The organism is Terribacillus saccharophilus (assembly GCF_000725365.1).
Lineage (GTDB): Bacteria > Bacillota > Bacilli > Bacillales > Amphibacillaceae > Terribacillus > Terribacillus saccharophilus.
In genome coordinates, this window is sequence record NZ_CP008876.1 from 1,482,564 (window position 1) to 1,499,765 (window position 17,202).

At 44.2% G+C, this 17,202-nt stretch carries 13 protein-coding genes; 10 read left to right on the forward strand and 3 right to left on the reverse strand.

The window, feature by feature from the left end; all coding sequences use genetic code 11:
- The first annotated feature begins 39 nt into the window (after positions 1–39).
- Positions 40–927 carry a 5'-3' exonuclease gene (locus tag GZ22_RS07490; protein WP_038560682.1) on the forward strand — a complete coding sequence of 296 codons (888 nt, stop codon included), beginning with the start codon at positions 40–42 and terminating at the stop codon, positions 925–927.
- A 34-nt stretch (positions 928–961) separates the two neighbouring features.
- On the opposite strand, the gene gltC is transcribed toward GZ22_RS07490, so the two are convergent.
- The gene (gene gltC, locus GZ22_RS07495; RefSeq protein WP_038560685.1) at positions 962–1,864 is read right to left on the reverse strand and encodes a glutamate biosynthesis transcriptional regulator GltC; all 903 of its coding nucleotides are present in this window, start codon (positions 1,862–1,864) and stop codon (positions 962–964) included.
- A gap of 132 nt (positions 1,865–1,996) precedes the next feature.
- On the opposite strand from gltC, the gene gltB reads away from it, so the two are divergent.
- The 3 genes from gltB to GZ22_RS07510 all read left to right on the forward strand — a co-directional run bounded on the left by gltB (position 1,997) and on the right by GZ22_RS07510 (position 9,505).
- Positions 1,997–6,544 carry a glutamate synthase large subunit gene (gltB, locus tag GZ22_RS07500; protein ID WP_051748107.1) on the forward strand — a complete coding sequence of 1,516 codons (4,548 nt, stop codon included), beginning with the start codon at positions 1,997–1,999 and terminating at the stop codon, positions 6,542–6,544.
- A gap of 15 nt (positions 6,545–6,559) precedes the next feature.
- Positions 6,560–8,044 (forward strand): glutamate synthase small subunit, encoded by a 1,485-nt coding sequence (gltD, locus tag GZ22_RS07505; protein WP_038560688.1) that lies wholly within the window; start codon positions 6,560–6,562, stop codon positions 8,042–8,044.
- A gap of 171 nt (positions 8,045–8,215) precedes the next feature.
- A complete protein-coding gene (locus GZ22_RS07510) occupies positions 8,216–9,505 on the forward strand; it encodes a globin-coupled sensor protein (protein WP_038560691.1) in 1,290 nt (429 codons plus the stop codon).
- Between the two features lie 33 nt (positions 9,506–9,538).
- On the opposite strand, the gene GZ22_RS07515 is transcribed toward GZ22_RS07510, so the two are convergent.
- The gene (locus GZ22_RS07515) at positions 9,539–9,856 is read right to left on the reverse strand and encodes a hypothetical protein (RefSeq protein ID WP_038560694.1); all 318 of its coding nucleotides are present in this window, start codon (positions 9,854–9,856) and stop codon (positions 9,539–9,541) included.
- 212 nt (positions 9,857–10,068) lie between these two features.
- Here GZ22_RS07515 and GZ22_RS07520 point away from each other — a divergent pair, with 212 nt between their 5' ends.
- The 4 genes from GZ22_RS07520 to GZ22_RS07530 all read left to right on the forward strand — a co-directional run bounded on the left by GZ22_RS07520 (position 10,069) and on the right by GZ22_RS07530 (position 13,358).
- A complete protein-coding gene (locus tag GZ22_RS07520) occupies positions 10,069–11,142 on the forward strand; it encodes a branched-chain amino acid aminotransferase (RefSeq protein ID WP_038560697.1) in 1,074 nt (357 codons plus the stop codon).
- A gap of 119 nt (positions 11,143–11,261) precedes the next feature.
- A complete protein-coding gene (gene proB, locus GZ22_RS07525) occupies positions 11,262–12,356 on the forward strand; it encodes a glutamate 5-kinase (protein WP_038560700.1) in 1,095 nt (364 codons plus the stop codon).
- Between the two features lie 67 nt (positions 12,357–12,423).
- On the forward strand, positions 12,424–12,552 hold the full coding sequence (locus GZ22_RS18985) for a hypothetical protein (protein ID WP_255212160.1): 129 nt from the start codon (positions 12,424–12,426) through the stop codon (positions 12,550–12,552).
- 11 nt (positions 12,553–12,563) lie between these two features.
- Complete coding sequence (locus GZ22_RS07530) at positions 12,564–13,358, forward strand: SDR family oxidoreductase (protein WP_038560703.1); 795 nt, start codon at positions 12,564–12,566, stop codon at positions 13,356–13,358.
- On the opposite strand, the gene GZ22_RS07535 is transcribed toward GZ22_RS07530, so the two are convergent.
- On the reverse strand, positions 13,355–15,217 hold the full coding sequence (locus tag GZ22_RS07535) for a terpene cyclase/mutase family protein (protein WP_038560706.1): 1,863 nt from the start codon (positions 15,215–15,217) through the stop codon (positions 13,355–13,357). The genes GZ22_RS07530 and GZ22_RS07535 overlap by 4 nt on opposite strands.
- 120 nt (positions 15,218–15,337) lie before the next feature.
- Here GZ22_RS07535 and GZ22_RS07540 point away from each other — a divergent pair, with 120 nt between their 5' ends.
- Positions 15,338–16,309 (forward strand): quinone oxidoreductase family protein, encoded by a 972-nt coding sequence (locus GZ22_RS07540; protein ID WP_038560709.1) that lies wholly within the window; start codon positions 15,338–15,340, stop codon positions 16,307–16,309.
- A 26-nt stretch (positions 16,310–16,335) separates the two neighbouring features.
- Positions 16,336–17,103, forward strand: coding sequence for an exodeoxyribonuclease III (locus tag GZ22_RS07545; RefSeq protein WP_038560713.1), 768 nt, complete (start codon positions 16,336–16,338; stop codon positions 17,101–17,103).
- The last annotated feature ends 99 nt before the right edge of the window (positions 17,104–17,202 follow it).

Genomic DNA, 17,202 nt, shown 5'->3' on the forward strand with positions numbered 1-17,202 from the left:
TAGAAGGATGAAAGAAAAGAAGGAGACAATGAAAAACGTATGAAAAATCATATTTTATTAATAGATGGCATGGCGATTTTGTTCCGTGCATTTCATGCTACTGCTTACCGAAATTATTACATGATTAATTCAAAGGGAATGCCAACTAATGGTTTACATGGCTTTATCCGTCATTTGGCTGCAGCTGTTGATAATTTTGAACCGACTCATGTTGCTGCTTGCTGGGATATGGGGTCGAAAACGTTCCGCAGTGAGATGCTGGATACGTACAAAGGGAATCGCGAAGCACCGCCTGTTGAGTTGATTCCGCAATTTGAAGCAGTTAAGCAAGTTGCTGCTGGTTATGGTATTCCAAATATCGGATTGAAGAATTACGAAGCTGACGATTGCATCGGTACATTGGCTAGCCTTTATGCATCTGAAGGACATCACGTGACCGTTCTTACCGGTGACCAGGATATGCTGCAGCTCGTCCGTCCGAATATTGATGTTGCGATTATGAGAAAAGGCGAAGGCAACTATGAAGTATTCCAAGAAACTAGCTTCTTTGAACAAAAGGGTCTGACGCCAGCGCAAATTATTGATATGAAAGGCTTGATGGGGGACAGTTCCGATAACTATCCAGGAGTTAAAGGTATTGGTGAAAAGACAGCTATTAAGTTGCTTACTCAATATAAAAATATTGATAAGCTGCTTGAGAATCTAGAAGAACTTCCTGCAGGTGTGCGGAAAAAAATCGAATCGGATTTGGACAACTTGCATTTGAGCAGAAAACTTGCTGCTATTCATTGCGAGGTTCCAATCAGCTGTGAGCTTGTCGATGCTGTTTGGGCAGTAGATGAGAAGCAAAAACAGGCCATGCTCGAAGAATTCGAACTGACAAAGCTAAGCCGTTTATTGCGTGCAGCCGACCAGCTGGCAAATTAAAAAGAGATTGTGCTAAATGCACAATCTCTTTTTTTCATCTGAATTGCTGCAAGCGGGAAAAGAAATCCCGGACGAATTCGTAAAATAATCGTTCAGACGGCGCAACTTGCCTCTCCTTCGGTATGATGACGCCGACTGACCTTCTGACTTCGGGAAACGTAATTGGTATTTTCGTAGTCATCCTGGGCGTAGCATCATAGAATGTACTTTCTGGCAAAATAGTGATGCCGATGCCGGCTGCAACAAGTCCTTTTATAGCATCCAAATCTTCCCCTTCTGAAGACACAGTCGGTTCAAATCCAGCTTTCTTGCAGCCATCCATCACAAGCTGGCGCAGTTTAAATCCTTCAGGAAATAGTACGAACTGCTCGCTCTGCAAGTCCTTTAAGTGTAGCTGCTCCCGTTCTGCAAATCGGTGCGCGACTGGAACAAGCGCAGAAAAGCTCTCAGTGAAGAGGATTTCTCCTTCAATTCGATCGTGGTCCCTTGGAACAGGGCCGATGAAGGCAATATCTATATCGCCGCGAGACACTTGTTCGATTAGAAATTGATATGTTCCTTGGCGAAGCTGAAACTGGATGTTCGGATAGGCTTCTTTGAAGGAATAAATGACAGTCGGCAGAAGTTGACCAGCCAAGCTGGTTGGAAAGCCGATCTTAATTGAACCTCGCTCTGGATCTAAATGTTCGTCGATTTGCTTTTTAGCATAATCGATTGCCTGCATGGCCGTTTCGATATGGGAGAGGAAAGTACGTCCGATTTTGGTGAGTTTGACGTTTCTGCCTTCCCGTTCAAACAGATCTACTCCGAGTTCATCCTCTAAATTACTTATTTGCCGGCTGATGGCGGACTGAGCAACATGCAAATATTCGGCTGCTTCCGACATATGCTCCCGCTGTGCAACCTCGATAAAATAGCGCAGTTGACGTAATTCCATGTGGTAATCCCCCGATCTATCTCAAAATGAGATTGATTCTATCTAAATTATATATTGTTTCGATCAATTAGAAAACCTACAATGTACTATAAGACAACATGTCGGTTCGAGACAGAGAGTGAGGGATTAATAATGGCATTTCATTTCCTACCAAAAGCACAAGGCTTATACCGACCGGAATTTGAGCACGACGCGTGCGGAATCGGTTTGTACGCACATATGAAGGGTAAAGCCGCTCATTATATTGTCCAAAAAGGTTTGCAGCTGCTGTGCCAGCTTGATCACCGTGGCGGACAAGGGAGCGATCCTGCATCAGGGGACGGAGCAGGAATCATGGTGCAGCTACCACACCGTTATTTTTCCGAAAAGACTGAATTTTCGTTACCGGAGCCTGGTTCATACGGCGTTGCCATGATTTTCTTCAACACACAGGATGCTCAGCAGGAAGAGCTGGAAAGTAAAATCACCGCCTTTGTAGAAGCAGAAGGTCAGCACGTAATCGGCTGGCGCACGGTACCTGTCGATGACACGCACATCGGCATCATGGCGAAGGATGTAAAACCTTTCGTCCGTCAGCTTTTCGTCGGCAAAGGAGAGAACACAGAAAAAGGTCTTCCATTCGAGCGTAAGCTGTATGTAATCCGTAAACAGGCGGAAAATGAAGCAAAAGAAATGCAGCAGCATCTGTATTTCGCTAGCTTCTCCAGTGAGACAATCGTCTACAAAGGAATGCTGACATCTGTACAAGTGGATCAGTTCTACTTGGATTTACAGGATCCGTTATTTGAAAGTGCGTTTGCACTTGTGCACTCTCGTTTCAGTACGAATACATTCCCAAGCTGGGAACGTGCCCATCCAAACCGTTATCTCATCCATAATGGGGAAATTAATACGCTTCAAGGTAACGTTAACTGGATGCGTGCCCGCCAGAAACAGTTCGTTTCGAAAGCATTCGGCAAAGACACAGAAAAAATCCTGCCGATTCTAGATACAGACGGAAGCGATTCTTCCATCATGGATAATGCTTTTGAATTCTTCGTTCTTGCTGGCCGCAAACCAGCTCATGCCGCGATGATGATGATTCCAGAACCATGGGATAAAAACCCATATATGAATAAAGAAAAACGTGCTTTTTACGCTTATCATAGCACACTGATGGAGCCATGGGACGGCCCAACGGCTATTTCGTTCACAAACGGTAAACAAATCGGTGCAGTCCTTGATCGTAATGGTCTGCGTCCAGGACGATATTACGTAACAAAGGATGACCATTTGATTCTGTCCTCAGAGGTAGGCGTGCTGGATGTAGAAGAAGAAAACATTCTATTGAAAGACCGTCTAAGTCCTGGGAAGATGCTTCTTTTGGATATGGAGCAAGGCCGTTTAATTTCTGACGAGGAAATCAAACAGGAAATGGCCGCAGAAGAACCTTATCAGCAATGGCTGGATGAAAACATTGTAGAACTAAATGATCAGACAGTTTCAGATGATAGTGCTGTTGAGGACCTTGTTACGAAACAGAAAGCTTTTGGCTACACATATGAAGATGTACAGAAGTATATTGTTCCGCTTGTATCAGAAGGAAAAGATCCAATCGGAGCAATGGGGAATGACACACCGCTAGCTGTGCTGTCTGATCGACCTCAATCTCTATTCCAGTACTTCAAGCAGCTATTTGCTCAGGTAACAAACCCGCCGATTGATGCTTATCGGGAGCAAATCGTTACAAGTACGCTTTCTTATCTTGGAAAAGAAGGCAATCTTCTTCATCCAGATGAAACGAATTGCAGACGAATTAAATTAGCATCACCTGTTATAACAAACAATCAGCTCGAACAATTGGTTTCTGAACAAAGCGGCAATTTCAAGCTTCAGGAAATCCATACATTGTTCGGAGAGAATCTGAAGAAAAGTATGGAACGTATTTTCCAGGAAGCAGAAGAGGCAATCAGTAAAGGTGTCAGTGTACTTGTACTAACAGACCGTCTTATGTCTGATATTTATGTACCGATTCCTACTTTGCTCGCTGTGAGCGGCTTGCATCAGTACCTTGTCCGGAAAGGTCTTCGGACGAAGGTCAGCTTGATCGCTTCTGCCGGTGAAGTACGAGAAGTGCATCACGTGGCTACACTTCTTGGATATGGTGCAGATGCCATCCATCCTTACTTGGCATATGCGACACTGAAGGAAAGCATTGATAACGAAGATATCGTGCTGACTTATCCAGAAGCTGTTAGACAATATGCTGCAGCAATGACCGAGGGTGTCGTTAAGGTTATGTCAAAAATGGGCATCAGTACGGTACAAAGCTACCGTGGAGCGCAGATTTTTGAAGCAGTTGGTATCAGTCATGGTGTTATTTCTAAGTACTTCACAGGAACAACATCCCAGATTGATGGAATTAACTTGAAAACAATCGCAGAAGAAGCGAAAAAACGTCATCACGCAGCTTATAAATCCACAACGTCGGCGTTGGAAACAGGCAGTGAATATCAGTGGCGTAAAAACGGTGAGCATCATGCGTTCAATCCGAAAACAATTCATACACTTCAATGGGCGTGTCGCCGTGATAACTATGATCTGTTTAAAGAATACACGGAGGCTGCCGATAAAGAACGGCTTGGTTTCCTGCGTAATTTGTTTGATTTTAAGAAGTCTAATGCGATCCCGCTTGAGGAAGTTGAATCAGTTGAAAGCATCGTGAAACGCTTCAAGACAGGAGCTATGTCATTTGGCTCTATCAGCGAAGAAGCGCATGAAGCATTAGCCATTGCAATGAACCGTCTAGGCGGAAAAAGTAATAGCGGTGAGGGCGGCGAAAATGCTAAGCGCTATACGCCAGATGAGAATGGTGATTTCCGCCGAAGTGCCATCAAGCAGATTGCATCTGGCCGTTTCGGAGTTATGAGCTCTTATCTTGTGCAGGCGAATGAACTGCAAATCAAAGTGGCGCAAGGTGCAAAACCTGGGGAAGGCGGACAGCTTCCAGGCAAGAAAGTATATCCATGGGTTGCTGACGTTCGGAAATCGACGCCAGGTGTTGGTTTGATTTCACCTCCGCCGCATCATGATATTTACAGTATTGAGGATTTGGCTCAGCTGATCCACGACTTGAAAAATGCAAATAGCGATGCAAGAATCAGTGTTAAATTGGTTGCCAAAGGCGGCGTCGGCACGATTGCAGCCGGTGTAGCTAAAGGAGCTGCTGATGTTATCGTAATCAGTGGTTATGACGGTGGAACAGGAGCATCACCGAAAACTAGTATCAAACACGCTGGTCTTCCATGGGAGATCGGATTAGCGGAAGCACACCAGACGCTTATGCTGAATGGTTTACGTGACCGCGTCCGTTTGGAAACCGACGGTAAGTTGATGACTGGCCGTGATGTTGTTATGGCGGCATTGCTTGGTGCAGAGGAGTACGGTTTTGCAACAGCTCCATTAGTAGTTCTTGGCTGTGTTATGATGCGTGTTTGTCATATTGATACATGCCCAGTTGGTATCGCAACACAAAACCCTGAGCTTCGTAAGAAATTCATGGGAGATCCTGATCATGTTGTAAACTTCATGACATTCATTGCTCAAGAAGTAAGAGAAATTATGGCAGAGCTTGGTTTCCGTTCAATGGAAGAAATGGTCGGCCGTACTGATGTACTTGAAGTATCTGAAAGAGCACAATCGCATTGGAAAGCAGGACAGCTGGATTTAAGCAGACTGCTGCATCAAATCGACGGAGCTCGGACTTACAATACGCCGCAAAACCATAAGATTGATATCGCATTGGATACAACAGATATCTTGCCGCATATTGAAAAAGCGTTATCTGGTGAGAAACAAGTAAATCTTGAACTTCCTATCCGCAATATCAACCGTGTTGCAGGAACACTTGCTGGCAGTGAAATCAGCAAGAAGTTTGCAGAAGCAGGACTTCCAGAAGACGCAGTGATTCTGCATTTCCATGGTTCAGCTGGTCAAAGCTTTGGCGCGTTTACGCCGAAGGGAATGACCTTAACAGTAACGGGAGATGCCAATGATTATGTTGGTAAAGGTTTGTCCGGTGCGAAATTAATTGTCAAGAAGCCGTCGGAATTCCAAGCATCTGCTGCGAAGCACGTAATTGCTGGTAACGTGGCGCTGTATGGAGCGACTTCTGGTGAAGCATATATTAACGGTATGGCAGGAGAACGATTTGCTGTCCGGAATAGTGGAGCAACAGCTGTTGTAGAAGGTATCGGGGAGCATGGCTGTGAATATATGACTGGTGGTAAGGTTGTTATACTCGGTGAAGTTGGCAAAAACTTTGCTGCGGGGATGTCTGGTGGTATTGCCTACATTCATACGGCTGACCGGGAAGCATTCAAACAGCTTTGCAATACAGAGATGATCGACTTTGAACAATTGTCTGATGAAAGAGAGATCGCTGAGCTGCGCAGCACTATTGAGAAGCATGCGGCTTACACAGATAGTGAGAAAGCATCCTTCATCCTGGAGAACTGGGAAGCGGAGCTAGCTTACTTTGTTAAAGTGATTCCAATCGATTACCGCAGCATGATGCATCAAATTGATGCACAGCGTGAGCTTGGACTATCGCAGGAAGAAGCTGTTATGGAAGCATTCGTATTGAAAAATCAGCAGCCAAAACCAGTGAAAGAATCCGAGAAACCTGCAGCAGTACATTAAGAAAGAGGTGGAAGTATGGGGAAAGCAACCGGATTTATCGACTACAAAAGAGAAGAAGCAAATGAACGTGATCCAAAGACACGCACCCGGGACTGGAACGAATACGCCGCTCCTTTCTCTGATGCTACGCTGAAGACACAGGGAGCCCGCTGTATGGACTGCGGTACACCGTTTTGTCATATCGGTATGGAGATTGGCGGCGCCACGTCAGGCTGTCCGATTTACAACCTGATTCCGGAATGGAACGACCTTGTGTATAAGGGTAAATGGAAGGAAGCATTAGAAAGATTGATGCTGACGAATAATTTCCCGGAATTCACTGGTCGTGTATGCCCGGCGCCATGTGAAGGTTCCTGTACAGTAGCAATCAGCGATCCGGCAGTTGCCATCAAGAATATCGAACGCGCAATCATCGATAAAGGCTTCGAAAATGGCTGGATTACACCGCGCATTCCGCAAAAACGGACTGGCAAAAGAGTCGCTATCATTGGATCTGGTCCTGCAGGAATGGCAAGTGCTGATCAGCTGAACCAAGCTGGTCACACAGTCACTGTCTACGAGCGTGCTGACCGTGCTGGCGGATTGCTCATGTATGGTATTCCGAACATGAAGCTGGAAAAAGAAGTGGTAGAACGCCGCATCAACCTACTGCGTCAGGAAGGTATTGACTTTATCCTGAACACAGAAATCGGTAAGGATATCCTTGCTGAAGAGCTTCGTGAACAATATGATGCTGTTATCTTATGTACTGGAGCTCAGCAGCAGCGTGACCTTGTAATCAAAGGTAGAGAATCAAAAGGTGTTCATATCGCAATGGATTATCTAACCGTCTCAACAAAAGCGTTACTTGATGACAAACTAGCTGTTCAGCCTGAGTTTGATGCGGCTGGTAAAGATGTTATTGTCATCGGCGGCGGGGATACTGGTGCAGACTGTATCGCAACGGCTGTTCGTCAAGGCGCGAAAAGCGTTACGCAATTCGGTAAACACCCACAGTTGCCGCTTGCTCGTAGTGCGGATAATCAATGGCCAGAATATCCGCATGTATTCGGTTTGGAATACGCGCATAAAGAAGCGAAAGCAGTTTACGGGGAAGATCCGCGCCAATACTCTATCCAGACAACGAAATTCGTCAAGGATGAGCAAGGCAATCTAAAAGAATTGCATACTATTGATATGCAGAAAGTACGTAATGATAAAGGTATGTTTGTCTACCAGGAAGTCGAAGGATCTGAGAAAGTATGGCCTGCTGAACTTGTATTGATCGCCATCGGCTTTGAAGGCACAGAAACACCGTTGCTTACAGAGTTTGGCGTTAATGTTACACCAAACAAACGCGTGGAAGCAGCCTACGGAGATTATCGTACGAATGTAGATAAAGTTTTCGCAGCTGGCGATGCCCGCCGTGGACAAAGTTTAATCGTCTGGGCTATCAATGAAGGCAGAGACGTTGCTAAACAGGTTGATCTTCAACTTATGGGTGAGACTGTATTACCTTGATGATAAAGCAGAATTTCCGTTTAACGGAGGTTCTGCTTTTATTATGCCTTCAGAAGAAAATGCAATCCAGCAACTTGTCAGGATTTCTGCCAGTATTTTGTCAGAACAACTTCATAATGCCTCTATTCATCCGATATACAAGGGATGGGGGATTCAATGAGGAGGATCAGCATGTTATTGAAACGCAAAAAAGAGAGACAAGCAGAAACAGTGGAACACACAAATTTATCTAAAGAAGCGAATGTAGTATTAAAAATTGAGGGTGAGCTAAAAAAACAACTTGATATGATTCATCTGACAGAAGATGATCTTCGAGTGTTGACAGGATTGCAGCCACTAGTTTGTGCGGAGATTGAAAGTATCGTAAGCCGTTTTTACCAGAACATCACAAATCAGGATAATTTGCTCGATATCATCGAAAGCAATAGTTCTGTTGAACGATTGAAGCAGACGCTGAAGCGTCATATACAGGAAATGTTTGATGGAAAAGTTGATGCTGACTATGTAGAGAAGCGCAAACGGATTGCGTTGATTCATGCGAAGATTGGACTGGAGCCGAAATGGTATATGGGAGCTTTTCAGGATTTATTGCAGCAGATGTTATCCATATTCGAACAGCATCTCACTGATTTCGCAACCTACCGCACAGTCGTACTGGCCACGACAAAGATCTTTAACATCGAACAGCAAATTGTGTTGGATGCTTATAATATCGAGCATGAACGCGTACATATTGAGCATATCGAAAAACAGGATAAATTGTATGAAAGTATACAAGCGACTTCCGAGAGTCTTACAAGCATATTCCTGAAAGTGAACCTGGCTGTAGAAGAGCTGGTCGCATTCTCATCAAAACTGACAGAACAAAGTAATGAAACGAAACAAACAGCAAAAGAAGTGGTGAACCATTCCGAGGAAGGTCAAGCAGGACTATTGTCCCAGCAGCAACGGATGCAGCATATCGGAGAGCAAATGAATATGGTGCAAAAAGAGCTGACGACACTTGAGACAGCGGCTGCTAAAATCGGCAGTATTGTTGTGTTAGTGGAAGGTATTGCTGAGCAGACGAATCTGCTTTCACTTAATGCTTCCATTGAATCTGCACGGGCAGGCGAACAAGGGAAAGGTTTTGCCGTTGTTGCAAGTGAAGTCCGGAAATTGGCAGAAGAAACGAAATCATCTGTTTCTGATGTCACAGCTTTGATTCAAGATACACATTCCCAGATTAGTAATGTGAGCAAATTCATGGAGACGGCAGAAGATCTAATTGCTAATGGAACTGTACAGCTAGGAGATGTAACATCGAAATTCGAGAACATCATGACACATTCTCAAAGTAATGAGCAAATAAGCAGCCGTACCGAGGAAAGCATCAAAGAATTCACTGGTGAGCTCATGGATGTAAAAGGAGCTATGCAGCAAGCAGAAAGCGTACTCCGTCAACTAAATGAACTTACATAAACAAAAGAAAACCAGCAGTCAAATGACTGCTGGTTATTTGCTTTCAAATTGTGTCTGCTTGAATTGCTCTTTCAATGCAGAAGGTGCTTGTTTAATGGAAGAAATAACAGTCTTTGATCCTTCTGAAATAGACTGGACATTAGACTGGATATCTTTCTGATGCTGCTGCAAAACTGTCTGCTCTTGCTTGATTGTCTGCATATCCGCTTGCATTGGTGCCATTGTCTTATCGATTTTTTTCTTTGTTGCAAGCATTGATTTTACAGCTTTCATGATCATAACAGCGGCGACCACAATTGCGCCTATGATGATAATACCGCAGATAATCCACATAATTGTACCCGTTTCCATACCCCGTACCTCCTTTGTTTGTCTGCTTCTCTTTTCCCTGATCTTTGTCCATCGTAACATACAGAATGAGATTTTGTTAAAATTTTAGGTTGAAACTCTTTGGAATCTCCTATATAATCTTTGGATAAGATATTGTTGTCGCAATATTCTATCATTAGAAACAATTTAGCTGAAAAGAGAAAGAAAATCTTAAATGACAGGGAGTCCTAGCTTTGAAACAACAAACTTTTGCATTTACGCGCAGTGAGAATCTTAAACAGAAACCGGAAGCAAGCACGCTTCAATTCGGAAAGGTATTCACTGACCATATGTTCACAATGGATTATACAGCAGAAACAGGCTGGCATGATCCGCAGATTGTGCCATATGCGCCGCTGGAGCTTGATCCGGCAGCTATGTGTTTCCATTATGGCCAGACTGTATTTGAAGGCTTGAAAGCCTATTTGACTAATGAAGGAAAGGTGTTGCTATTCCGTCCAGACAAGAACTTCGAGCGTATCAACCGTTCGAATGACAGACTATGTATTCCGCGTTTGGATGAGGAAGTGGCATTAGAAGCATTGCGACAGCTCATTTCGGTCGAGAAAGATTGGATCCCGACTGCAGAAGGAACTTCACTTTATATCCGTCCGTTCATCATTTCGACGGAGCCGTTCCTTGGCGTAGCTGCATCTGTCAGCTACAAGTTCATCATCATTCTTTCTCCTGTAGGAGCTTACTACAAAGAAGGTATTAACCCGGTAAGCATTGCAGTGGAGAATGACTATGTACGTGCAGTCAAAGGCGGTACTGGCGATGCGAAAACAGGCGGAAACTATGCAGCAAGCCTGAAAGCGCAAGAAGTAGCAGCTGCATCTGGGTTCTCTCAGGTTCTTTGGCTGGATGGTGTGGAGAAGAAATACATCGAGGAAGTCGGCAGTATGAATGTATTCTTTAAAATTGATGGTGAAATCGTTACACCACAGCTGAACGGCAGCATTCTGCAAGGTGTTACACGTGACAGTGTCCTTCATTTACTGAAGCACTGGGGCTATCCAGTAACAGAACGCCGCGTCTCTATTGCAGAGGTGGTTCAAGCGCAGAAAGAAGGCAAACTGGAAGAGGCGTTCGGTACTGGAACAGCGGCAGTCATTTCGCCAGTCGGCAAGCTCTTCTATGAGGGTGAAACATACGATATCAACAATGGCGTTACTGGTGAAGTTGCTAAGCGCGTCTATGATACGATCGTAGGTATCCAAAAGGGCGAGCTAGAAGATACATTCGGCTGGACAATCGAAGTCAACTAATTCGAAATAGACCTCCACACTTTAAGCTGTGGAGGTTTTTTTGTTTATAGACTAGGAGCTTGTGCTATTTTGCTATATAATCGTTACTAAAATGAGTTGTTAGACGAAAAGGTGACTGGATGATGAAAAGAATAATTGTAAAGATAGGAAGCAGTATGCTTTCTGAATATGGCGGTGGAATGAGTGAATCGAAAATTCGCCAGCATACGGATCAAATAGCGGCACTAATCAAAGAAGGACATGAGGTCATACTTGTATCATCCGGTGCTGTAGCAGCTGGATTCCGACAGCTAGGATACCCGTCAAGACCGGTAACTATCGAAGGGAAACAGGCTGCGGCAGCGATTGGACAAGGCCTGCTCGTTCAAGCATACACGGAAGCTTTCGGCAAACATGATATGAAATGCGCGCAACTACTTTTGACGCGAGATGTTTTCACAAATGCCGATCAATACCATAACAGCTACAACACACTGCAGGAGCTGCTGAAGCGTAATATCATTCCGATAATCAATGAAAATGACTCAGTCTCTATCCGAGAACTAACATTTGGTGATAATGATATGCTGTCTGCTTATGTTAGCGGGCTAGTGAAAGCTGATTTATTGATACTAATCACGGATGTGGACGGTATTTATGACAAGAATCCGAATACCTATCCTGATGCGAAACGGTACCAGCGTCTAGACGTAATACCTCCTGAAATGCAGGCATCCATTGAACAGACTTCCGGTTCCAATGTCGGTACCGGGGGGATGTATTCCAAAGTGCTAGCCGCTCAGACTGCGCTTGAGTTAGGCGTGCCTGTATTCATTGGTACGACTAATGACCAATCGACGCTCCATGAAATTTCCCAAGGTAATGGAGCGGGTACGTATATAGGAGACGAAGCGACAGAGGTACAGCGCAAAACGAAGCAATGGCTCACGCATCACGCCAGAGCGACAGGTAGCCTTACGATTGATTCAGGTGCTGCAGTTGCTTTACTGCAGCATGGTAAAAGTCTGCTGCCGATTGGAATCACGGAAGTACAGGGTACTTTTTCAGCGTCCGCTGTCGTTGAAATCAAGACAACTGATGGAGATACAATTGCCCGTGGAATCAGTGATATCTCATCTGCAGATTTACGCGAAATGTTAACAAACCGTGAGTCTGATCCATCTTCGGTTTGGCATAAAGCCGTAGTTCATCGAAATTATATTGTATTCCTATGAAAAAGCCGCCAAGCCTGCCAGCTTGGCGGCTTCGGTGTATAATAAAAACCAGAAAGGAGTTGCACTGATGAAAGTAATCATGCTCGTCCAAACAATGTATAAAAATCAACTGCTTCGCGAAGGTGGAACATATGAGATTCCAGAAGAAACAGCAGCTCGCTGGATCAGAAGTAAAATCGCAAAAGCAGCAGAGTAAGGAGTGATCATATGGATTTAGGATTAAAAGGCAAGACGGCTTTGGTCGTTGCAGCCAGCAAAGGACTGGGTAAGGCGACAGCCTTACAGTTAGCCAAAGAAGGTGCTTTCGTCCACATACTCAGCCGTGATGAACAAGCATTAAAACAGACACGAGATGAAATAATGAAAGAATCCGGGAATGATCTTGTTGCTTATTCAGTTTGTGACATCACCGATGCACAAGCTATTACCAGAGCGGTCGAGGCAGCAAAGCAGCATACCGGATCGATTGATATCCTTGTTAATAATGCTGGCGGACCACCGGCCGGTAAACTAATGGATTTTACCGATGAAGATTGGCAGCAAGCTTTCGATCTGAATTTATTGAGTTTCGTCCGTTTCATTCGTGCAGCTGCGCCTAGCATGAAAGAAAATGGCGGCGGGCATATCCTTAATATCGCTTCATCTTCCATTAAGCAATCAATCGATAATTTGCTATTATCCAATACATTCCGTGCTGGGATTGTCGGCTTGGCGAAGTCTCTCTCACAGGAATTGGCACCAGATAATATCTTGATTAACACGCTTGGTCCTGGAAAAATACATACAGACCGGGTCGATCAGTTAGATCAAAAGACTGCTGATCAGCTGGGCAAAAGCTTGGATGAAGTACAGCACCAGAGCCAAGCATCTATTCCAATCGGCAGATATGGTACACCAGAGGAATTTGCCAACATGGCTGTTTTCCTTTGTTCTTCTGCCAATTCGTATATTACTGGCCAAGCATTTGTTGTTGATGGCGGTATGGTCAAAAGTATTAGTTAAGACTTCGCTTTGATTCGGTAATGACTTAGAGTAAGTAACGGAAATATATGGGAATAACTTTCATAACGGATATAAAATTGGCCTGGTAGGCCAATGCCAGTAGGGTAGTCAATTGAGGCTTGCAGCAAAGGCTCCGATAATAAAAAGCTGATGCCTTGCTGTACCTCCTTGCTATCCTGTTCGCCACAGGCGATTAGTGCATCAATAGCCCAAGCGGTCTGAACGACTGTGCTGATTGGTAAATCCACGTACGTTCCTACTTCCGCACTTCGGCACGATTCTCCCCAGCCGCCGTCTTCATGCTGAACAGCTTTCAGCCAATTTACTGCGCGCTTGACATGCTTTTCTGTCGGATTTACACCAACGGCTGCAAGGCCAGTTAAAGCTGCCCATGTCCCATATAAATAACATACTCCCCATCTTCCGTACCATGAACCATTTAACTGCTGGTGCTTATACAGCCAGCGGACAGCTTTTTTCATACTAGAATGATCTTTTTTCAAACTTGCATACGTTCCGAGGAATTCCATGACTCGGCCAGTCAAGTCCGCAGTAGACGGATCAATTGCTGCATCTTCTGCATTTTCGATTGGAAGTTTTCCTAACACCCACCAATCCGTGTCTTTCTCAAATGCAGCCCAGCCACCATCTTTATTTTGCATCGCTAGTAAATAATCCGATCCTTTTTTCCAGGAACGCTTAACAGTAAGGTCCTGACGTGCCTGTCTTGTGAGTGCTCGAAGTGCGGCAGCTGTGTCATCATTATCAGGGTGATTGGTGTTACTATCAGAAAACCCCCAACCGCCAGGCTCCACGCTTGATTGATGGATTTGCCAATCTGCTTTTTGGACATGCTGACGCTGCAGGAGATAGTGATTGGCTGATTGAATCATGTTTTGTTTGACAGGGGCTCCTGCCTGCTGAAGTGCATAACTTAGTAATGCTGTATCCCACACAGTTGATGTGGAATTTTCGACATGGATGCCGTTACAGTTTTCATTGACAAGACCATGTATTCCTTTTAATGCCTGCTGAATTTTGGGATTGTTTTCTTCATATCCGAGCGCCAGGTAGGCGTAAATCATGAAGAAAGTGGCACTGGCATAGCTGTAGAGTGTTCCGTCCGATTCGGTTCGTTCCTTCATATATTGTTCTGCATATCTATAGCCAGCACGATGCAGCCGAGCTGGCAGGCGGGCCAAACGGCTCCATTCATTCGTGATGGTGCGAAAAGGTGAACGAGCATCTGTAAAATCATCCCATTCTTCTTCATATAGCAAATGTTCAAGCTGGACGCTGTTCACGCTGAGTCGTTTGAACTTTTTATTCAGCAATAACAGCATCGGAACAAAGTGAATTCTGGCATAGGAACTAAATTGGAAGAAATTTATCGGGAATGTGGTTGGTACGAGTAAAGCAGTCATCGGGAATTTCAAAAAGTGAGGCCAAGGTATCATACCGTGGACTGCCAGCATAAAGCGTATCATAAAGTGAGCTTTGTTGATGCCGCCGTTAGTGCTGATATAACGTTCTGCAGTTCGTAAATCTTTAGCAGAGACTCCTGAAAAACGAAGTGCAGCATAAGCCAAGACAGTAGCCGATAAGTTGCCGTTCCTTTCACCGGGATATGCTGACCAGCTGCCATCGTCCCGCTGCTTTTTAAATAATTGAAGTTTCAGTTTCTCTACGGTATCAGCTTCTTTGCCGAAGGAAGTGAAGGTAATTATATAGAAGCAATCTGTCAAAATCGCACCTTCAAAGCACATACGCCAAGATCCATCCTTCTGCTGCAGTTCTTCAAGCTTACTTATGCGCTTTTCAATTGCTGTCTTCACATCTTCCATGTTGATCTGGCTCATAATACAGCTCCTTTTCCCGAGAGTAATTGGACGGAAAATATACTGCAATATGATAAAATATGCGGAGAATAGCTGATTATGACTATTGCATCTATGTCCCAATAAGGTAGGAGGCTTATTATGCGAGCGATTGTAGCGGCAAGTACAGGTGGTCCGGATGTATTGGAATATAAAGATATATCAGTACCCGAACCATCAATAGGAGAAGTAAGAATAAAGGTGTTAAAAGCGAGTGTTCATTTTGCTGATATAAAAAAGCGGAAAGGCACCAAGGGTTCTGGAATCCCAGGTATACTTGGACTAGATGCTGTCGGAATCATTGACAAAGTTGGACAAGGCGTCACAGGTTTTCGTGAAGGAGAACGCGTCATTGCATTTGTGAAAGAAGGTTCTTATGCGGAGTATGCCATAGCGAATGCAATGCTCGTCTATCCTATTCCGGATGCTGTTGAGGCAGCTGTCGCTGCTGCATGTCCGGTTCCTGCCTTTTTATCTTTCATGTTGCTTGAGCGAGTTGGGAGACTGCAAAAGGGGGAAACCGTACTTATCCATGCGGCATCTGGCGGAACAGGTCTAACACTGATTCAGCTTGCAAGAAAACTTGGAGCTGGTAAGATAATCGGAACTGTGAGCGCCACTCAAAAAGCAGCACTTCCATTGGAGCACGGCGCTGATTATTGTATTACTTATGATAATCTATCAGAGTCGGTACAGAACTTAACTGATGGAGCAGGTGTTGATCTTATTTTAGATTCTTTAGCCGGTACTGTAATGGAAGAGAGTTTTACTTGTCTTGCTTCCTATGGTAGATTAGTGAATTACGGGAATGCCAGCGGTGCAGCCGGTTCTATTAAAACGTCAGATGTGCATGCAAGCTGCCGGTCACTGCTTGGCTATAGCTTGGGAACGACACGCAAAGAACGGCCAGAAGATCTGAAGCATGTTGCTGATCAAGTTATCAGTTTAGTAGAAATGGGAGATATCACTTTTCCTAGCATACAAGAATTCAAGCTCGAGGATGCAAGTAAGGCACATCAGCTAATGGAAAGCAGAATACATGCAGGAAAGATCATCCTGCACATCACAGATTAGAGACAGACAACGGGGGAAGTAGAGAAATGAAGCTGGTATCATGGAATGTTAATGGAATACGAGCCTGTGTAAAGAAAGGCTTTCTTAACTATTTTGAGGAGCAAGATGCAGATTTCTTCTGCTTGCAGGAAACAAAGCTCCAGGATGGTCAAATTGAATTGGATCTGCCTGGATATTACCAATACTGGAATTACGCGGAGCGTAAAGGGTACTCAGGAACTGCTGTGTTTACAAAGCATAAACCGCTTCATGTAACATATGGACTGGATGAAAGTGTGATCGAGCCTGAAGGCAGAATCATCACATTGGAATATGAGAAATTCTTTTTAGTTACAGTATATACTCCAAATTCTAAACGAGATTTGGCGCGTTTAGATGAACGCTTAGAATGGGAAGATAAGATCCTTTCTTATGTGCAGGAACTTGATAATCAAAAACCTGTTATCTTATGTGGCGATTTAAATGTCGCACATCAGGAAATCGATTTGAAAAACCATAAGACAAATCACGGCAATTCCGGATTCACGAAAGAAGAACGGGAAAAGATGACTACTTTCCTTGCTTCCGGTTTCGTAGATAGTTTCCGATACCTTTATCCGGATCGTGACGACGCCTACAGCTGGTGGTCATATATGAATAAAGTAAGAGAACGGAACATCGGCTGGCGTATAGACTATTTCATCGTCTCCGAAAGTTGGAAAAATAAAATACAAGAAGCGGAAATACATGCAGATACAATGGGCAGTGACCATTGTCCGGTATGCTTGTATATCAAGGACGAAGACATCATTTAATGGTGTCTTTTCTTTATGTTTCAAACAATATTTTAAATAATCTGATAGTTTGTTAAACTAAGGGAGAATACATACATATACATTATAACGTGCAGGTTA

Coding starts and splice junctions, on each gene's coding strand:
- GZ22_RS07535 (WP_038560706.1), bottom strand. CDS start 15,217: ATGAGCCAGATCAACATGGAAGATGTGAAGACAGCAATTGAAAAGCGC.
- GZ22_RS07530 (WP_038560703.1), top strand. CDS start 12,564: ATGGATTTAGGATTAAAAGGCAAGACGGCTTTGGTCGTTGCAGCCAGC.
- GZ22_RS07490 (WP_038560682.1), top strand. CDS start 40: ATGAAAAATCATATTTTATTAATAGATGGCATGGCGATTTTGTTCCGT.
- proB (WP_038560700.1), top strand. CDS start 11,262: ATGATGAAAAGAATAATTGTAAAGATAGGAAGCAGTATGCTTTCTGAA.
- GZ22_RS07540 (WP_038560709.1), top strand. CDS start 15,338: ATGCGAGCGATTGTAGCGGCAAGTACAGGTGGTCCGGATGTATTGGAA.
- GZ22_RS07545 (WP_038560713.1), top strand. CDS start 16,336: ATGAAGCTGGTATCATGGAATGTTAATGGAATACGAGCCTGTGTAAAG.
- gltD (WP_038560688.1), top strand. CDS start 6,560: ATGGGGAAAGCAACCGGATTTATCGACTACAAAAGAGAAGAAGCAAAT.
- GZ22_RS07515 (WP_038560694.1), bottom strand. CDS start 9,856: ATGGAAACGGGTACAATTATGTGGATTATCTGCGGTATTATCATCATA.
- gltB (WP_051748107.1), top strand. CDS start 1,997: ATGGCATTTCATTTCCTACCAAAAGCACAAGGCTTATACCGACCGGAA.
- gltC (WP_038560685.1), bottom strand. CDS start 1,864: ATGGAATTACGTCAACTGCGCTATTTTATCGAGGTTGCACAGCGGGAG.
- GZ22_RS18985 (WP_255212160.1), top strand. CDS start 12,424: ATGAAAGTAATCATGCTCGTCCAAACAATGTATAAAAATCAACTGCTT.
- GZ22_RS07510 (WP_038560691.1), top strand. CDS start 8,216: ATGTTATTGAAACGCAAAAAAGAGAGACAAGCAGAAACAGTGGAACAC.